This is a genomic window from Polaromonas sp. (genome assembly GCF_012927415.1).
In the GTDB taxonomy this organism is placed as follows: Bacteria; Pseudomonadota; Gammaproteobacteria; order Burkholderiales; family Burkholderiaceae_C; genus Polaromonas.
The window spans coordinates 16,026-32,248 of the sequence record NZ_JABBPF010000010.1; the positions used below are offsets into that span (position 1 = coordinate 16,026).

Below are 16,223 nucleotides of genomic sequence, written 5' to 3' on the forward strand. Positions count from 1 at the left end.
GTGGCTCGCGAAAATCTGCGTGCGCGCGCGGAAGTCCTGAGCCTGCTGCAGGCGATTCCAGCCAGCCCGGTGGCCACGGCCGCGGAAGTGCTGTTTTTCATGGACCAGCAGGCTTGGTTGGGGCGGGGCATTGGCTATGTCGGCGTCCCTCCGCTGAGCTCCGCCTGGTTTATATAGAAGTGATGAAAGTGAGACATTGAATTGAAGACGAACACCATGACCCAACGCAAAGGCATCATCCTTGCAGGCGGCTCCGGCACGCGGCTGCACCCGGCCACCCTGGCCATGAGCAAGCAACTGCTGCCGGTCTACGACAAGCCGATGATTTATTACCCGCTCAGCGCGCTGATGCTGGCGGGCATTCGCGACATCCTGCTCATCAGCACACCGCAGGACACGCCGCGCTTTCAGCAACTGCTGGGCGATGGAAGCCAATGGGGACTGAACCTGCAGTACGCGGTGCAGGCCAGCCCGGACGGTTTGGCGCAAGCCTTCATCATTGGCGAGAGCTTTGTCGGCAACAACCCCAGCGCGCTGGTGCTGGGCGACAACATCTTTTATGGCCATGACCTGCAAAAGCTGCTGGCAGGGGCTGATGTCCAGAGCCATGGCGCCACCGTATTTGCCTACCATGTGCATGACCCTGAGCGCTATGGCGTGGTGGCGTTCAACGCCGAGGGGCGTGCCAGCAGCATAGAGGAAAAGCCTGCCAGGCCCAAAAGCAGCTACGCCGTCACCGGCCTGTATTTCTACGACCAGCAGGTGGTGGACATTGCCAAGGCCGTCAAGCCGAGCGCGCGCGGCGAGCTGGAAATAACGGCCGTCAACCAGGCCTACCTGGAGCGCGGCGAACTGAATGTCCAGATCATGCAGCGCGGCTACGCCTGGCTGGACACCGGCACGCATGACAGCCTGCTGCAGGCCAGTCAGTTCATCGCCACACTGGAGCACCGGCAGGGACTGAAGATTGCCTGCCCGGAAGAAATCGCCTGGCGCAGCGGCAGCATCAGCAGCGAGCAGCTTGAAAAGCTGGCACATCCGCTGGCCAAGAGTGGCTATGGCGAATACCTGCTCCGCCTGCTGCAGGAGCAGCAATCAATTCCTTGAGAATGAACGCCATGAAAGTCATTCCCACCGCCATCCCTGACGTACTCATCATCGAACCCAAAGTGTTCGGCGACGAGCGCGGTTTTTTCTTTGAGAGCTTTAACAGCCTGGCCTTTTCCCAGGCAACCGGCTTGACGCACAACTTTGTGCAGGACAACCACAGCCGATCAGGCCGGGGCGTGCTGCGCGGCCTGCACTATCAGTTCAAACAGCCGCAGGGAAAGCTGGTTCGCGTGGTACGCGGCGCGGTATTTGACGTAGCGGTGGACATCCGTAAATCATCGCCCACCTTCGGGCAATGGGTGGGTGTCGAGCTGACTGAACAAAACCATCGCCAGCTTTGGGTGCCGCCAGGCTTGGCGCATGGCTTTCTGGTGACCAGCGAATCGGCAGATTTTCTGTATAAAACCACTGATTACTACGCGCCTGAACACGAGCGATGCCTGTTGTGGAACGATCCTGCCATTGGTATTGAGTGGCCGCTGGATAGCGAGCCGCAACTTTCGGCAAAAGACAAGGTTGGGCAACGCCTGGCCGATGCAGGGCTGCGTTGATGAAGCTGTGCAGCCTGGCACGGTGAGCTGCGCTTTCATTTTGCGTGTCATACATGGCGATGGCGCAGGGCGCTTGTCATTGAAAGGCTTTTCGGGGCCATCGACTCTGCCCATCACGGGAAATATTCTGGGCATTTCCCGCGCAAGCGCAGTGCATGGGCGTGGTCATGTCCCTTAAGCGTAATACGCTGTGGAATCTGGCAGGCAGCACCGTGCCGCTGGTCGCTGGTGCAGCACTGATTCCCTTCACGCTGGGTCGCTTGGGCAATGAAGCCTTCGGGGTGCTGACCCTGATCTGGGGCCTGATCGGTTATTTCAGTCTGTTTGACCTGGGCGTCGGCCGGGCGCTGACTTACCAGCTGAGTCAACTCAGTGCGGCCGGGCGAGCTGCGGAGATTGGCCCGACGCTGAGGGCGGGAATGGTACTGACCCTGGCTGCGGGCCTGCTCGGCGCGGGCGTGGTCTGGGTGCTGGCCCCCGGTCTGGCACAGCACTGGTTAAAGATCAGCCCGGCTTTGCAGCACGATTCCATGCAGGCCTTCTTGATTGCCGCACTCGGGGTTTTGCCCACGACGCTGGCCAGCGGCCTGCGCGGCGCCCTGGAAGGGCTGGACCGCTTTTCTGCCTCCAACATCAGCAGAATCGCACTGGGTCTGTGGATGTTCATGGTGCCAGCCTGGTCCGTCTACATTCATGGACCGGATTTATGGGTGATCACGTTCTATCTTGTGTTGGGGCGGTGTCTGGTGGTGCTTGGCATGGGCTTGCAACTGCGCAGTGAACTGTTTTCAAAAGGCGCTGTTCTGGAAAAACGGCACCTCGGTGGCTTGTGGAATTACGGTTTCTGGATAACGGTGACTGGCGTCGTCGGCCCGCTGATGGTGTACGGGGACCGGTTTTTTGTCAGCGCGGCGGTGGGCGCCGAACAGTTGCCCCTGTATGCCATTCCACAGGAAGGTTTGCTGCGGCTATTGCTGATCCCGATGGCATTGACCGGAGCCTTGCTGCCGCGCCTGGCTGCCATGGGGCAGCAGGAAGCTGCAAGCTCTTATCGCCAGAGTTACAGGCGGGTGATGCTGTCGATGTTGGGTGTCTGCCTGCTGGCAGCCGCGCTGGCCTATCCGGTGCTGGCGGTCTGGCTCTCTGCCGAATTTGCGCGAGCGGCGCTGCCGGTGGTGCTGGTCCTGTGTGCTGGCGTCTGGATCAATTCGATGGCCTTGCTCCCCTACACACTTTTGCATGCCAGGGGAAACCCCAGGCTGACGGCGATTTTTCACCTGTTTGAATTATTGTTCTACTTTTTTCTGCTCTGGTTTTTGTCCTCATGGTTGGGCTTGCTCGGGGCTGCGCTGGCTTGGGCGGCGCGCGTGCTGCTTGACCTGGTGCTCTTGCGCCTGGCTGCAAGACGCCTTTACGGTGTTTGAAACAGGCCGATGAAAACCCTCCGCACAAGCCCGCTGGACGAGTCTTGGCCCCTGCAGGATCTGGAGCCGGTTTCTGCTTGCCCGTATTGCGGCGGAATCGACCAGACCCTGGTTTATCAAAACGTCCAGGATTGGACTTTTGGCTCGGCTCCCGGGCGCTGGCGTTACTGGAACTGCCGGCATTGCGCCGCACTTTTTCTGGATCCCAGGCCAACGGCCGGGTCAATCGGCAGGGCCTATGGTGGTTATTACACGCACGGCCCGGCGCGACCGGCGAGTCTTCTCAATACACTTAAACAGCGCTTGCGCAATGAGTACTGGTCTTATCGGTTCGGAAGGTCTGTCAGTCCGCGCCTGGGAATGCCGCGCTGGGCGGGCCCGGTTTTCGGGTTGCTCAAACCGTGGATTACCGAACCGTTTGGACTGCGGCAATTGGCAGAGTTGCCAAAGGGCTTGCTGATTGACGTGGGATGCGGCAATGGGGATACCCTGAAGTTGGCCAGCCAACTGGGCTGGCAGTCGCTCGGCATTGAACTGGACCCTTCCGCAGTTCAGGCTGCTCAGGCGCAGGGACTGAATGTGATTCAGGGCGGCTACGAGGCGCTGTCAGCCCATCAGGAACGGGCCGATTGCCTGATTTGCTCTCACGTTCTTGAGCATGTGCACCAGCCCTTGCGGCTTTTGCGCTTGTTGCTTGCGGCGCTCAAGCCCGATGGGGTGTTGCTGCTCTCAGCACCCAATGCATCGAGTTATTTGCGCGATCAATACGGTGAGAACTGGCGTGGCCTGGAAGCACCCCGGCATCTGGCCATCCCCGATGCCGCATGGCTAATGGACTGGCTTCGGTCTGAAGGCTTTCAATGCAGCCAGTTTCCGTCCAGCGATGTTGTCGCGATGACTGAATCAGAGCGCATCAAACGCAGGTCGCGTGACACGCTGCCCTCTGATGTTGCGGTGGGGAAAAGGGCGATGCGAAGAAAAGCCAGGGTGAACCTGGGCAAGCAGGATATTGTTCAAGTCGTCTGCACCAGGGCCAAGGCATGAGTACTTTTTCGGGTTGCGTCAATTGGATTCTGGCTACCGTTACCGGCGGGCCGTTTTTTGCGCCCCAGCGTCCGCCTCAGCAAAAGGCCTGGCGATTCAAACATAAAGCCGGGCGCGCAAGATGAGGCATGTGGAAATCGTGGTGCTCAACTGGAATGGCTGGCAAGACACGCTCTGCTGTATCGCCTCCCTGCAGCGCCTGGACTATCCCGACTTCCATTTGCTGGTGGTCGATAATGCGTCGACTGACGGGTCGGTTGAGCAGATAAAAAAGGCAATGCCGTCGGTCGAGTTGTTGCAAACCGGGGCCAATCTGGGCTTTGGTGGCGGGTGCAACGCCGGTATTGAACTCGCCTTGGCCCGTGGCGCAGATTATGTATGGCTGGTCAATAGTGATGCCACAGTCGACTGCCGCTCGCTTTCGGCGCTGGTTCGGGTGGCAGATGAAAACCTTGCGCTGGCTTCGGTCGGATCAGTCGTTTATGAGGCGGACCAGCGTGACAAAATTCAGTTGTGGGGTGGTGGCAGAATAAACCTCTGGACTGGCCACTCACGCCATCAGCTGTCTCCGGGAGTGCCCGATTTCATCTCGGGGGCGTCGCTGTTGTTGCGCCGTACTGCGCTTGAAGAAGTAGGTTTGTTCGATCAGATGGCTTTTTTCATGTACTGGGAGGACTCCGACTTGGCTTTGCGCCTGCGCAAGGCCGGTTGGCAACTAGCCGTAGCAGATGATTCCCGAATAATGCATAAACAATCAGCCAGCCTGGGCAAGGGCAGTTCCCTGCTTGACCAGTACTTCACCCAGTCCGGTGTGCGCTTTCTGCGGCGGCACGCCCCCATTCCATTCATTCCGATTTCTCTCATGCTGCTCAGGATGCTGGCCAAGCGGCTGGCGATTGGCGATATGGGCCGGGTCCGGGCTGTGCTCAAAGGATTTCTGGCCGCATGACTGAAGCAGTGCCGGTCTCCGTGGTCATGCCTTGCTACCGCTGCGCGCAGACCGTGGAGCGCGCCGTGGCGTCTGTGGCCGCGCAGACGGTTAGGCCCATGGAATTGATTCTTGTGGATGACGGCAACGCAGACGAAACCCGCTCGGTGCTCGCTGCGCTGCGCGACCGCCATTCTCCGGGCTGGATCAAACTGGTGTTGCTTGAGCAAAACGTGGGCGCCGCAAGTGCGCGCAACGCTGGCTGGGAGGCGGCATCAGGACAATTCATCGCATTTCTGGACGCAGATGACTCCTGGCATCCGCGCAAGATTGAGCTGCAATACCGCTTCATGCTCGCCCAGCCTGATATCGTGATGTCCGGTCATGGCCACGCGCAGGTCGAGGGCACTCCGACACTGGCGCGGCTGGGTGAGCCGGTGTTTTATCACTTGCCTGCCTTCTACGTGCTGTTGAAGAATCCGTTTATAACGCCGTCTTTCATGGTGCGCAGCGATTTGGCATTTCGTTTTCTTCCTGGCCGGCGTCATATGGAAGACCATTTATTTTTGATGCGCGTGACGACGGCTGGCCTGCGCATCGCCAAGACAAAATTGCCGCTGGCGTTTATTTACAAGAATATTTTCGGCGATGCCGGCTTGAGTGCGGATCTTTGGGTCATGCAGCATAGTGAGCTGGAAAATTATGAAATTCTCTGCCGCGAGGGACGTATTTCCCAAGGGATGATTCATTTTTTCAGGGTTTACTCGTGGATCAAGTTTTCCCGCCGCGTTTTAATTGTCAGACTCCGCCGCTTGCTTGCTGGTAAAACCGGCTCGAGATAATTGCAGGACGACCAGATGCGGGCGGTTGCCGAGTAAAAACAAGCTGCTATTTACAATCATCTCCGACCATTGCAACCATGACCCGCGCCGCAGTATCCCTATCCATAGTCAGTCACGGCCAGGCAGCGCTTGTCCAGTCACTACTGAACGATCTTCAGGCGCATTGCGGTGCAACGTCCCTGGAAGTGTTGTTGACAGTGAACATACCCGAAGACTTGCCGGCCTCTCTGGCGCAGCTTAACTTCCCTGTGACGGTCATCCATAACGCCTCACCGCTTGGTTTTGGTGAAAATCACAATCGTGCATTTCGGCAGGCGCAGGCCGGGTTCTTTTGTATCATCAACCCCGATGTGCGGATGGATTCAGACGTGTTTCCGGTTCTTCTGGCAAGCCTGAATGCTTCGTCTGTAGGTGTGGCGGCACCACTGGTGGTCACTGGCGGGGGCATGATTGAAGACAGCGCGCGTCGCTTTCCGACACCGCTCAAGATACTCTGCAAGGTATTTGGACGCTGCGCGGGCGGGGATTACCTCATTGGTCTCGCGCCGATTTACCCCGACTGGGTGGGCGGTATGTTCATGCTGTTTCGCAGGGATGTTTATCGGCAAATGGGCGGATTCAACGAGAAGTTCTTTTTGTATTACGAAGATGTCGACCTCTGTGCCCGAATCTGGCTTAAAGGCATGCGCGTTGCCCTCATTCCCCAGGCAAGGGTTATGCATGAAGCGAGGCGTAGCAGTCATGAAAACGCCACTTATCTGCAAGTGCATATCCGCAGCATGATGCAGTTTTTTCTTTCGGCAACCTTTTGTAAAGTCATGTATTTGCGCCTGGTGCGCTCACTCAGTCCGGTCCGTGAGACGCTTTGACGCCAATTGATTTATCTGCCGGCCCGGTGCTGGTGACTGGCGCCAACGGCTTCGTCGGGCGGGCGCTGGTCCGGAGCCTGACTGCCAATGGCCGTGCCGTCACGGGGGTTGCGCGCAGTGGCGGGAAGGGCTCGTGTGCTGGCCTGGTGAGCGTTCAGCGTTACGAAGATGCAGTGCCGCTCATGGCCGGCCATGCCTGCATGGTCCACCTGGCGGCGCGGGTCCACGTCATGAGCGACGCGGCGCAAGATCCGCTGTCCGCATTTCGCGCTGCCAACGTCATACTGGCAAAGCAGCTGGCGCGTCACGCCGCCGCTGCCGGTATCAAGCGTTTTGTCTTCATCAGTTCCATCAAGGTCAATGGCGAGGTAACCCTGCCCGGGCAATCCTTTGATGAAAATCATGCCCTGGCACCGCAAGACCCTTATGGCGTTTCCAAAATGGAGGCGGAACGGGGCTTGCGGGAGATTGCCCGCGAAACCGGGATGGAACTGGTCATTATTCGGCCTCCCCTGGTCTACGGCCCCGGCGTGCGTGCCAATTTTTCGGCCTTGCTACGGGCGGTCGCGCATGGTGTGCCCCTGCCGCTGGGTGCCGTCAACAACCGGCGCAGTCTGGTGGCACTGGACAATCTGCTCGATTTCATCGTGACCTGCATCGGCCACCCGGCTGCGGCCAACCAGACATTTATGGTCAGCGATGGCGAAGACTTGTCCACACCCGAGCTGATTCGGCGCATGGCCCGCGCCTTAGGCAAGCCGGCCCGGCTGGTTCCGGTTCCGCCGGGGTGGTTGCGTGTCGCGGCGCTGCTGCTGGGCAAACAGGACGTCTTGCTACGGCTGTGCGGCAATTTGCAGCTGGATATAAAAAAAGCCCGTGATGTGCTGGGCTGGCAACCGCCTATCACGGTGGATGAAGGTTTGCGGCTCACGGTGGCTGGCAACCGGCCATGACCAAACGTTTCTTCGATATTATTTTGACCGCCATGGCTGGCGTCATTTTTTTGTTGCCGCTGCTGCTGACGGCGCTGCTCGTGAAACTCACCTCGCGCGGGCCGGTGCTGTATTGGTCCGAACGGGTAGGGCGGCAAAATCGTATTTTCAAAATGCCGAAATTTCGCAGCATGCAGGTCGGCACGCCGGCCCTGGCGACGCATTTACTCAATAACCCGGAGGCCTGGCTGACGCCGGTCGGTAATTTTCTGCGTAAAAGCAGCCTCGATGAGTTGCCCCAGTTGTGGAGTATTCTTTGCGGCGACATGAGTTTTGTCGGGCCGCGCCCCGCATTATTCAATCAGCATGACCTTATCGCATTGCGCACCCAATATGGCGTGGATAAGCTGGTGCCTGGTTTGACGGGCTGGGCCCAGGTCAACGGGCGCGATGAGTTGCCCATTCCACAAAAAGTCGCCCTGGATGTGGAGTATCTGCGGTGCCGCTCGTTCCGGCTCGACATGAAAATAATATTTATGACCGCCATCAAGGTGGCCAGGCGCGAAAGCGTGACGCATTGAGCTTACCAAGGATAAGGATTCATCGGTCTGCGGATATAGTATGAAGCTTTCCGGGTAAATTCATCAAGGAGTATTCATGAGTAATTTGATCGATATCCAGAGCCAGATTGAAAAACTGCAAAAGCAGGCCAGCGAAATCAAGACGCGCGAATTTGACAAGACGGTGCAGGAAATCGTCGTGAAAATGCAGGCTTTTGGTATTACCGCCCGGGATCTCGATCTGGGCAAGCGCCGCGGTGCAAAAGGCAAGACCAAAGCGGCGCTGCCGGGCAAGCGTACGCCCGCTGCCGCAAAAAAGACGGGCAGTCCGGTCGCCGCCAAATTTCGCGGTCCCCAGGGTGAAACCTGGAGCGGCCGCGGTTTGATGCCGCGCTGGCTTTCCGCACTCGTCGCGCAAGGGCAGGCCAAGGAAAACTTTGCCATTAAAGACTGAGGGTTGCCAGGCACAACCTTGATGCAGGAAACAATACTCGGCTGGCCCCGCGCGCTCAAACATTTGGTGGTGTTGGCGCTGGATGTACTGTTGTGCCTGTTTGCCACCTGGCTGGCTTTCAGCCTGCGGCTGGACACGCTCAATTGGCCTGACGGCGCGCAGTGGTGGGTGTATGCGTTGACGCCGGTTCTGGCTGTGCCGGTGTTTATCCGCTTCGGGCTTTACCGCGCCATTTTCAGGTACACCGGCCAGGCCGCCCTGGTCGCCACGGCCAAGGCCGTGGCGGTATACGCTGCGGTGCTGCTGGCGCTTCTCCTGTGGATGCGCTGGCCCAATGTTCCGCGTACCCTTGGGGTGTTGCAGCCGCTGATATTTTTGCTGCTGGTCGGCGCCAGCCGGGCGATGGCCCGATTCTGGTTAACCGGGTGGGACGAGCGCCGTGAAGCACAGGGCCGCCTCCTTATCTTCGGGGCCGGCACGGCGGGGGTGCAAACAGCGGCCGCGCTGGGGGTTTCCAGCCAGTTCAAGTTGCTGGGTTTCGTCGATGACGACGCTGGCAAGGTGGGCCGCAGCGTCAACGGGGTGCTGGTGTATTCGCCGGCCGCCGTGGCCGACCTGGTGAGCCGCGAGGGTGTGACCGATATTTTGCTGGCCCTGCCCAGCGCCACCCGTGAGCGGCGCAACAGCATCATCGAAAGCCTGCACCGTTTGCCGGTTCATATCCGCACGCTGCCGGGCCTGGCTGATCTGGCCAGTGGCCGGGTGACGGTTCAGGATTTCAAGGAACTCGATATCGAGGACTTGCTGGGGCGCGACCCGGTGCCACCCGATGCGGCCCTGCTGGCGCGCAATCTGGTCGGCAAGGTGGTGCTGGTGACCGGCGGCGGCGGCAGCATTGGCAGCGAGTTGTGCCGGCAGATTTTGCTCGAGCGGCCGCGCTGCCTGCTGCTGCTCGACCACAGCGAGTTTGCGCTCTACAGCATTCATCAGGAGTTGCAGGGCTTGTGCGCCGCCATGGGTTTGAAAGTGGAACTGGTGCCCTTGCTGGGCTCGGTGACCAACCCGCTGCGGCTGCAGGAAATCTGCCTCGCCTACCGACCCGATACCGTCTATCACGCGGCGGCCTACAAGCATGTGCCGATGGTCGAGGCCAATCCGGCCGAGGGCATTGTCAACAATGTGTTTGGCACGCTCAATATGGCGCGCGCGGCGCAGGCCAGCGGCGTTGCGCATTTTGTGCTGGTGTCGACCGACAAGGCAGTCCGTCCCACCAACATCATGGGCGCCAGCAAACGCATGGCCGAGCTGGTTCTGCAGGCGCTGGCCGCGCAGGCGGCGCCGTCGGCGGGTCAGGCAGCGGGCGTGTGCTTCAGCATGGTCAGGTTTGGCAATGTGCTGGGCTCCAGCGGCAGCGTGGTGCCGCTGTTCCGCCGCCAATTGGCAAGCGGCGGCCCGCTGACGGTCACGCACCCCGAAGTCACCCGCTATTTCATGACGCTGTCGGAAGCCGCCCAACTGGTGCTGCAGGCGGGGGCCATGGGCACGGGCGGTGATGTGTTTGTGCTCGACATGGGCAAGCCCGTCAAAATTCTTGATCTTGCCCGCCGCATGGTCGAGTTGTCGGGCATGAAGGTGCGTGATGCGGCGCAGCCCGATGGCGATATTGAAATCGCCCTCACCGGGTTGCGGCCGGGCGAAAAGCTCTACGAGGAACTGCTGATTGGCGAGAATCCGGCCCCTACCGTTCACTCGCGCATCATGAAGGCGCATGAAGACCACCTGGACTGGCCGACGCTTGAAAAGCATCTTGAGGCCCTGCACCAAGCGGCGGAGCGGGGGGACGTCAGGCTCATCAAGGCGGTGCTGAAAGCCTGCGTTGACGGTTACGGCCAACGGCCTCCGGCGGCAAGCGTGCCGATCAGGTCGTGAATCAGCGGAAAGCCGCCAGGATGCGGCACAATTTGAAGTCCAACGCGATTTTATAACTATCTGCTACCGGCCGACATGACCCACCCAACCTTTCCCGACCCCGACCTGTCCCATATCGGCCCGCGCGACCAGGCCGAAATCCTCGCGCAGGCGCTGCCCTACATCCGCAAGTTCCATGGCAAGACGCTGGTGATCAAATATGGCGGCAACGCCATGACTGATCCGGCCCTGCAGGCCGACTTTGCCGAAGATGTAGTGCTGCTCAAACTGGTCGGAATGAACCCCGTGGTGGTGCATGGCGGCGGCCCGCAGATCGAGGCGGCGCTGAATCGGCTGGGCAAAAAGGGCCATTTCATCCAGGGCATGCGCGTCACCGACGAGGAAACCATGGAAGTGGTCGAGTGGGTGCTGGCCGGGCAGGTGCAGCAGGACATCGTGGGCCTGATAAACCAGGCCGGCGGCAAGGCGGTCGGCCTGACCGGACGCGACGGCGGTCTGATCCGTGCGAAAAAGCTCAAGATGCAGGACAAGGACGACCCCGACGCCGAGCATGACCTGGGCTTTGTCGGTGACATCGTCAGCATCGACCCCAGCGTGGTCAAGGCGCTGCAGGACGACGCCTTTATTCCGGTGATCAGCCCGATTGGTTTTGGCGAGGAAAACGAAAGCTACAACATCAATGCCGACGTGGTTGCCGGCAAACTCGCCACGGTGCTGAAAGCGGAAAAGCTGGTGCTGCTGACCAATATCCCGGGTGTACTGAACAAGGCCGGCGAGCTGCTGACCGACCTGACGGCGCGCGAGATCGACGCCTTGTTCGCCGACGGCACGATTTCGGGTGGCATGCTGCCCAAAATTGAAGGCGCGCTGGATGCCGCCAAAAGCGGTGTGAACGCGGTTCACATCATCGACGGCCGCGTGCCGCATGCCATGCTGCTGGAAATTTTGACCGACAAGGCCTACGGAACGATGATCCGCTCGCATTAGGCGGTTTGCGACCGCGGTGCTGCCGAAAAAGCTCGGGGTTTGAGCTAATTAGACCGCAGGTCCATTATCTTCGGTTATTGTTTGCTATAACAAATATAGCAAATGCGGCGCAGCCGGGCCGGGCCCCGATCGCCGCTGCGGCGGGTTCGAGTGCGGGCGGGCCGGTGTTTTGCCTTTTGTCATGGATGAAAACCCCATGTGCCGCTAGCCAGCGCTGCCATCTTGCTGTGAGAGAATCATTTGCAACATTCCTCGTTTTTTTGAAACATTTTTCATCTTTGAGGGCTGCAACCTATGTCTGACCTGGTGTCCGAACCCGAACTGAGCCTGCCGTTCCCGTCAGTCGCCGAGGAGCCTGCGGCGCGCAAGCGTCCCAAGCCGGGCGAACGCCGGATCCAGATCCTGCAGGCCCTGGCCGCCATGCTGGAGCAGCCGGGTGCCGAACGCATCACGACCTCGGCGCTGGCTGCGCGGCTCGGCGTGAGCGAGGCGGCGCTGTATCGGCATTTCGCCAGCAAGGCGCAGATGTTTGAAGGTCTGATCGAGTTCATCGAGCAAAGCGTTTTCATGCTGGTCAACCAGCTCGCCGAGCGTGAGTCCGATCCGGCAGCGCGCAGCCGCAAGCTGGTCGTCATGATGCTGCAATTCGGTGAAAGAAACCCCGGTATGGCGCGCGTGATGGTCGGTGATGCGCTGGTGTTTGAAAATGACCGGCTGCAAGAGCGCATGAACCAGTTTTTCGACAAGCTTGAATCGAGCTTCAAGCAGAACCTGCGCGATGCCGCGGCGGCTGCCGGCCAGGCCACGCCGATGGTCGATGCGCAGGTCCGGGCTTCAGTGATCGTGGCCTTCATGGTCGGCCGCTTGCAGCGTTTTGCCCGGTCCGGTTTCAGGCGCCTGCCGTCCGAGCATCTTGAAGCCAGCCTGGCCATCATTCTGGCCTGAGGGAGAGTCCGCAGCGGGCGCTGGCTGCTGCCGTCACTCCGGCAAAGAGACGCCGACTTTCTTGCCCGCAGCAACAATCTCCTGCCAGGTCAGGGCGTCGACCGTGATGCCCTCGCTCTGGCGCTGCAGGCGGCAGGCGCGCTCCGGCTCGCCGGCAATCTGCACCGCGTCAAAGCCCGGGGCGACCGGACCGGCCTTGAGCCAGTCGACGAAGGCCAGCGCTTCCTGTTCGAAGGCGGTTTGCGAGCCGATCCTGGCTGGGTCGATCACGATGCTCAGCATGCCGTTGACGATGGCGCGCACGGCCGGGTCGGTCGGCTGGTGCCAGGTGCCGCTGCCGGTCAGGGCGCCGCCCAGCAGTTCGCAAGCCACGGCCAGGCCGTATCCCTTGTGTTCGCCAAAGGCCAGCAGGGCGCCAAACAGTCCCTTGCTTTGCGGCACCACGACCACGCCGGGGTCGGTGGTTGGCAGACCGTCTTCGTCAATCAGTGTGCCGGGCGCCACGCGCCGCCCTTCGTTGTGCGCGACCCGCATCTTGCCTTGTGCGACGCGGCTGGTGGCGAAGTCCAGCACGAAAGGTTCGCGGCCTTTCAGCGGCACGCCGATGCAGCAGGGGTTTGTGCCGTAACGCCCGTCGGCGCCGCCAAAAGGCGCCACCACCGGGCGCGACAGAACATTGACAAAATGCAGCGACACCAGCCCCTGCGCCACCGCCATCTCGGCAAAGTGGCCGATGCGGCCCAGGTGGTGCGAGTCGGCCAGCGACATGATGCAGCTGCCATGGGTTTTGGCGCGGGCGATGGCAAGGTCCATGGCCTGCTCGCCGACGATCTGGCCATAACCGCGCTGGCCGTTCAGGGTGAGCAAAGAGCCGGTATCGAGCACGATCCGCACGTTCGCGTTGGGCTTGAGGCCGCCTTCAAGAACAGCGTCGACATAGCGCGGCAGCATGCCGACACCGTGTGAGTCATGGCCGCTCAGGTTGGCCATGACCAGGTTGGCGGCGACTTTCCCGGCTTCTTCCCCGGTGCTGCCGCATGCTATTAAAACAGTAGCGCATTGAGACCGTAGTTCCTGGACGTGAATGGTTTTTTGCATAAAATATCAGGTTTTTACATGACGGCGCCGACTTGCCAGGGCACAAACTCGTTTTGCCCGTAACCGTGTCGTTCGCTCTTGCTCTGCGCGCCGGAAGCGGTAGCCAGCACCATGTCGAAAATTCGCTGCCCCATCTGCTGGATGGAGACCGTACCGTCGATGATTTCGCCGCAGTTGATGTCCATGTCCTCTTCCTGGCGCTGCCACAGTGCAGAGTTGGTGGCAAGTTTCAGTGAAGGCGAGGGCGCGCAGCCGTAGGCAGAACCGCGGCCGGTGGTAAAGCAGATCAGGTTGGCGCTGCCCGCCACCTGGCCGGTGGCGCTCACCGGGTCGTAGCCGGGAGTGTCCATGAAGACAAAGCCGTGTTCGCTGACCGGTTCGGCATACTCATAGACCGCCTGCAGATTCGTCGTTCCGCCCTTGGCGACCGCGCCCAGCGATTTTTCAAGAATGGTGGTGAGACCGCCGGCCTTGTTGCCGGGCGATGGGTTGTTGTTCATTTCGCCGTTGTTGACCTCGGTGTAATGCTCCCACCACCTGATGCGGGCAAGCAGTTTTTCCGCCACCGCCGGCCGCACGGCGCGGCGCGTCAGCAAATGCTCGGCGCCATAGATCTCGGGGGTTTCGCTCAAAATGGCGGTGCCGCCGTGCGCCACCAGCAGATCAACGGCGGCGCCCAGCGCCGGGTTGGCGCTGATGCCCGAGTAGCCGTCCGAGCCGCCGCATTGCAGGCCGATGGTGATGTGCGAAGCACTGCAGGGCTCGCGCCTGACGGCATTGGCGCGCGGCAGCATCTCCCGGAGCAGTGCAATACCCTTGTCTACCGTCCGGCGCGTGCCGCCGATGTCCTGGATATTGAAGACGCGAAAATTCTCGCCTTCGCGCAAGGCGCTGTGCGCCAGCCAGGCGTTGATCTGGTTGGCCTCGCAGCCCAGCCCGACAACCAGCACGCCGGCGAAATTGGCGTGGGTGGCGTAGCCCGCGAGCGTGCGCTGCAGGATTTGCAGGCCCAGGCCCTCGCTGTCCATGCCGCAACCCGTGCCGTGTGTCAGCGCCACGACGCCGTCGATGTTGGGAAAGTGCTGCAGCGCAGAAGGATTGTTCTGCCTCGAAAAATGATCCGCAATGGCGCGTGCTGCAGTGGCTGAGCAGTTGACGCTGGACAAAATGCCGATGTAGTTGCGCGTGGCCACCCGGCCATCGGCCCGTTTGATACCCATGAAGGTTGCTTCTCGCCGTATTGACGCCGGCTTCAGGTCAGCGCCAAAAGCATAGTCACGCGCAAAGTCGCCCTTGTCGGGGCCCATGTTCAGGTTGTGGGTGTGCACATGCTCGCCCGGCGCAATCGCCTGGCTGGCAAAACCGATGATCTGGTTGTAGCGGCGAACCGGCTCGCCGGCCGCCAGTGCGTGCGTCGCCACCTTGTGTCCCGGCGGGATAAGGCCCCTGACGGTGATGTTTTCGACGAGAGTGCCGCCCACCAGCTGGGCGCGTGCGATCAGGACATCGTCGGCGGGATGAAGGCGGATAAAGGGCGTCATGGAGGGCGTCATCGATTGAATTCCGGTTGCTTTTTGGCCTTGCGCCAGCTCACGCTGAAGCGCGTGTGCGAGTTGTCCATGTGCTGATGCATGGCCAGGCGGGCGGAGCTGGCGTCGTGGCTGCGCACGGCTTCCAGAATGGCTTCGTGCTCGACGATGGCGGCGCGCCATGACTCCACCGTTTCGAAATAACCGCCCAGCCGCACGAAAATTGGACCGCGCCGAGAGTCCCAGAAACGCTGCACGGTTTCAAGAAGAACGACGTTGGCGCAGGAGTCGGCCAGAGCGGTATGAAATGCGCGGTCGCCTTCAAGCGGCAGCACACTGCGGTCGGCGTCGCTTTTCATCGAAGCCTGGGCTTTGCTCATGGCGGCAATATGTTTGCGCCCGGCCTGGGTTGCGGCCATGGCAGCGATTTCGCCTTCCACGAGCCGGCGCGCCCGGATCAGCTCCAGCGGCCCCCATTCATCGGCTGGAATCTGTGGTCGACGGGTTGAGCCGCCCTGGCCAGCGCCCGCCGTGCGGTCCAGCACATAGACGCCCGAGCCGGTGCGGACCTCGACCCAGCCCTCCACTTCCATGGCGATCAGTGCTTCACGCACCGAGGGCCGGCTCACGCCGAGCTGACGCGCGAGGTCCCGCTCCGCGGGCAAGCGGGAACCCGCCACGAACTCGCCGGCCGTGATCAGCGCGCGCAGCTGGCTGGCAATCTGGCGGTAGAGGCGTTGTGGTTCGACGGTTTGCAGGGGCATGAGGGCGATAAGGGAATACGCGGGGCGGCTTAAGGGTTAGCCAGAATTGGACAAGTGGTAAGACCAATTGATAATCCCATGAAAGGCGTTCGGCAACATCGGGCAAAACCCTGTAGGAGCATTCATGAGACTTGAAGGAAAAACTGCGCTGGTCACAGCGGCCGGTCAGGGCATAGGGCGCGCCAGCGCCCTGGCGCTCGCGGCAGAAGGCGCGCGGGTCTGGGCGACTGACGTCCACGCCGCGCTGCTGGAATGTT

Annotated in this window: 18 protein-coding genes; 15 read left to right on the plus strand and 3 right to left on the minus strand. The window is 60.7% G+C overall.

What is annotated here, in order from left to right; all coding sequences use genetic code 11:
• The 14 genes from HHJ19_RS00420 to slmA all read left to right on the plus strand — a co-directional run bounded on the left by HHJ19_RS00420 (position 1) and on the right by slmA (position 12,575).
• The gene (locus HHJ19_RS00420; RefSeq protein ID WP_296903096.1) at positions 1-177 is read left to right on the plus strand and encodes a hypothetical protein; all 177 of its coding nucleotides are present in this window, start codon (positions 1-3) and stop codon (positions 175-177) included.
• Positions 178-216: 39 nt separating this feature from the next.
• A complete protein-coding gene (rfbA, locus tag HHJ19_RS00425) occupies positions 217-1,107 on the plus strand; it encodes a glucose-1-phosphate thymidylyltransferase RfbA (protein ID WP_296903097.1) in 891 nt (296 codons plus the stop codon).
• Between the two features lie 11 nt (positions 1,108-1,118).
• A complete protein-coding gene (gene rfbC / locus HHJ19_RS00430; protein WP_296903099.1) occupies positions 1,119-1,661 on the plus strand; it encodes a dTDP-4-dehydrorhamnose 3,5-epimerase in 543 nt (180 codons plus the stop codon).
• A gap of 167 nt (positions 1,662-1,828) precedes the next feature.
• Entirely contained in the window at positions 1,829-3,085 is a 1,257-nt protein-coding gene (locus tag HHJ19_RS00435) for an oligosaccharide flippase family protein (protein ID WP_296903100.1), read from the plus strand.
• A gap of 9 nt (positions 3,086-3,094) precedes the next feature.
• A complete protein-coding gene (locus HHJ19_RS00440) occupies positions 3,095-4,129 on the plus strand; it encodes a class I SAM-dependent methyltransferase (protein WP_296903101.1) in 1,035 nt (344 codons plus the stop codon).
• A 121-nt stretch (positions 4,130-4,250) separates the two neighbouring features.
• Positions 4,251-5,078, plus strand: coding sequence for a glycosyltransferase family 2 protein (locus HHJ19_RS00445; RefSeq protein ID WP_296903103.1), 828 nt, complete (start codon positions 4,251-4,253; stop codon positions 5,076-5,078).
• Between the two features lie 26 nt (positions 5,079-5,104).
• On the plus strand, positions 5,105-5,899 hold the full coding sequence (locus HHJ19_RS00450; RefSeq protein ID WP_296903121.1) for a glycosyltransferase family 2 protein: 795 nt from the start codon (positions 5,105-5,107) through the stop codon (positions 5,897-5,899).
• 77 nt (positions 5,900-5,976) lie between these two features.
• Positions 5,977-6,768 (plus strand): glycosyltransferase, encoded by a 792-nt coding sequence (locus HHJ19_RS00455; RefSeq protein WP_296903105.1) that lies wholly within the window; start codon positions 5,977-5,979, stop codon positions 6,766-6,768.
• Positions 6,765-7,721 carry an SDR family oxidoreductase gene (locus tag HHJ19_RS00460; protein WP_296903107.1) on the plus strand — a complete coding sequence of 319 codons (957 nt, stop codon included), beginning with the start codon at positions 6,765-6,767 and terminating at the stop codon, positions 7,719-7,721. The genes HHJ19_RS00455 and HHJ19_RS00460 overlap by 4 nt, the downstream gene beginning before the upstream one ends.
• Positions 7,718-8,281 carry a sugar transferase gene (locus tag HHJ19_RS00465; RefSeq protein WP_296903108.1) on the plus strand — a complete coding sequence of 188 codons (564 nt, stop codon included), beginning with the start codon at positions 7,718-7,720 and terminating at the stop codon, positions 8,279-8,281. Before HHJ19_RS00460 ends, HHJ19_RS00465 begins: the two co-directional genes overlap by 4 nt.
• 76 nt (positions 8,282-8,357) lie before the next feature.
• Positions 8,358-8,714 carry an H-NS histone family protein gene (locus HHJ19_RS00470; RefSeq protein ID WP_296903110.1) on the plus strand — a complete coding sequence of 119 codons (357 nt, stop codon included), beginning with the start codon at positions 8,358-8,360 and terminating at the stop codon, positions 8,712-8,714.
• A 21-nt stretch (positions 8,715-8,735) separates the two neighbouring features.
• Complete coding sequence (locus HHJ19_RS00475) at positions 8,736-10,643, plus strand: nucleoside-diphosphate sugar epimerase/dehydratase (RefSeq protein ID WP_296903112.1); 1,908 nt, start codon at positions 8,736-8,738, stop codon at positions 10,641-10,643.
• Between the two features lie 75 nt (positions 10,644-10,718).
• Entirely contained in the window at positions 10,719-11,630 is a 912-nt protein-coding gene (argB, locus tag HHJ19_RS00480; protein ID WP_296903113.1) for an acetylglutamate kinase, read from the plus strand.
• Positions 11,631-11,924: 294 nt separating this feature from the next.
• Positions 11,925-12,575, plus strand: coding sequence for a nucleoid occlusion factor SlmA (gene slmA / locus HHJ19_RS00485; protein ID WP_296903115.1), 651 nt, complete (start codon positions 11,925-11,927; stop codon positions 12,573-12,575).
• A 33-nt stretch (positions 12,576-12,608) separates the two neighbouring features.
• On the opposite strand, the gene HHJ19_RS00490 is transcribed toward slmA, so the two are convergent.
• The 3 genes from HHJ19_RS00490 to HHJ19_RS00500 are packed head-to-tail and all read right to left on the minus strand — an operon-like array spanning position 12,609 to position 15,966.
• Positions 12,609-13,673, minus strand: coding sequence for a malate/lactate/ureidoglycolate dehydrogenase (locus tag HHJ19_RS00490; protein WP_296903116.1), 1,065 nt, complete (start codon positions 13,671-13,673; stop codon positions 12,609-12,611).
• Positions 13,674-13,687: 14 nt separating this feature from the next.
• Entirely contained in the window at positions 13,688-15,214 is a 1,527-nt protein-coding gene (locus HHJ19_RS00495) for a UxaA family hydrolase (RefSeq protein ID WP_296903122.1), read from the minus strand.
• 8 nt (positions 15,215-15,222) lie between these two features.
• The gene (locus tag HHJ19_RS00500; RefSeq protein ID WP_296903118.1) at positions 15,223-15,966 is read right to left on the minus strand and encodes a FadR/GntR family transcriptional regulator; all 744 of its coding nucleotides are present in this window, start codon (positions 15,964-15,966) and stop codon (positions 15,223-15,225) included.
• A gap of 124 nt (positions 15,967-16,090) precedes the next feature.
• Between HHJ19_RS00500 and HHJ19_RS00505 the strand changes: the two genes are divergently transcribed.
• Positions 16,091-16,223: SDR family NAD(P)-dependent oxidoreductase (locus HHJ19_RS00505; protein WP_296903124.1), on the plus strand; the 133-nt coding region annotated here is incomplete at its 3' end.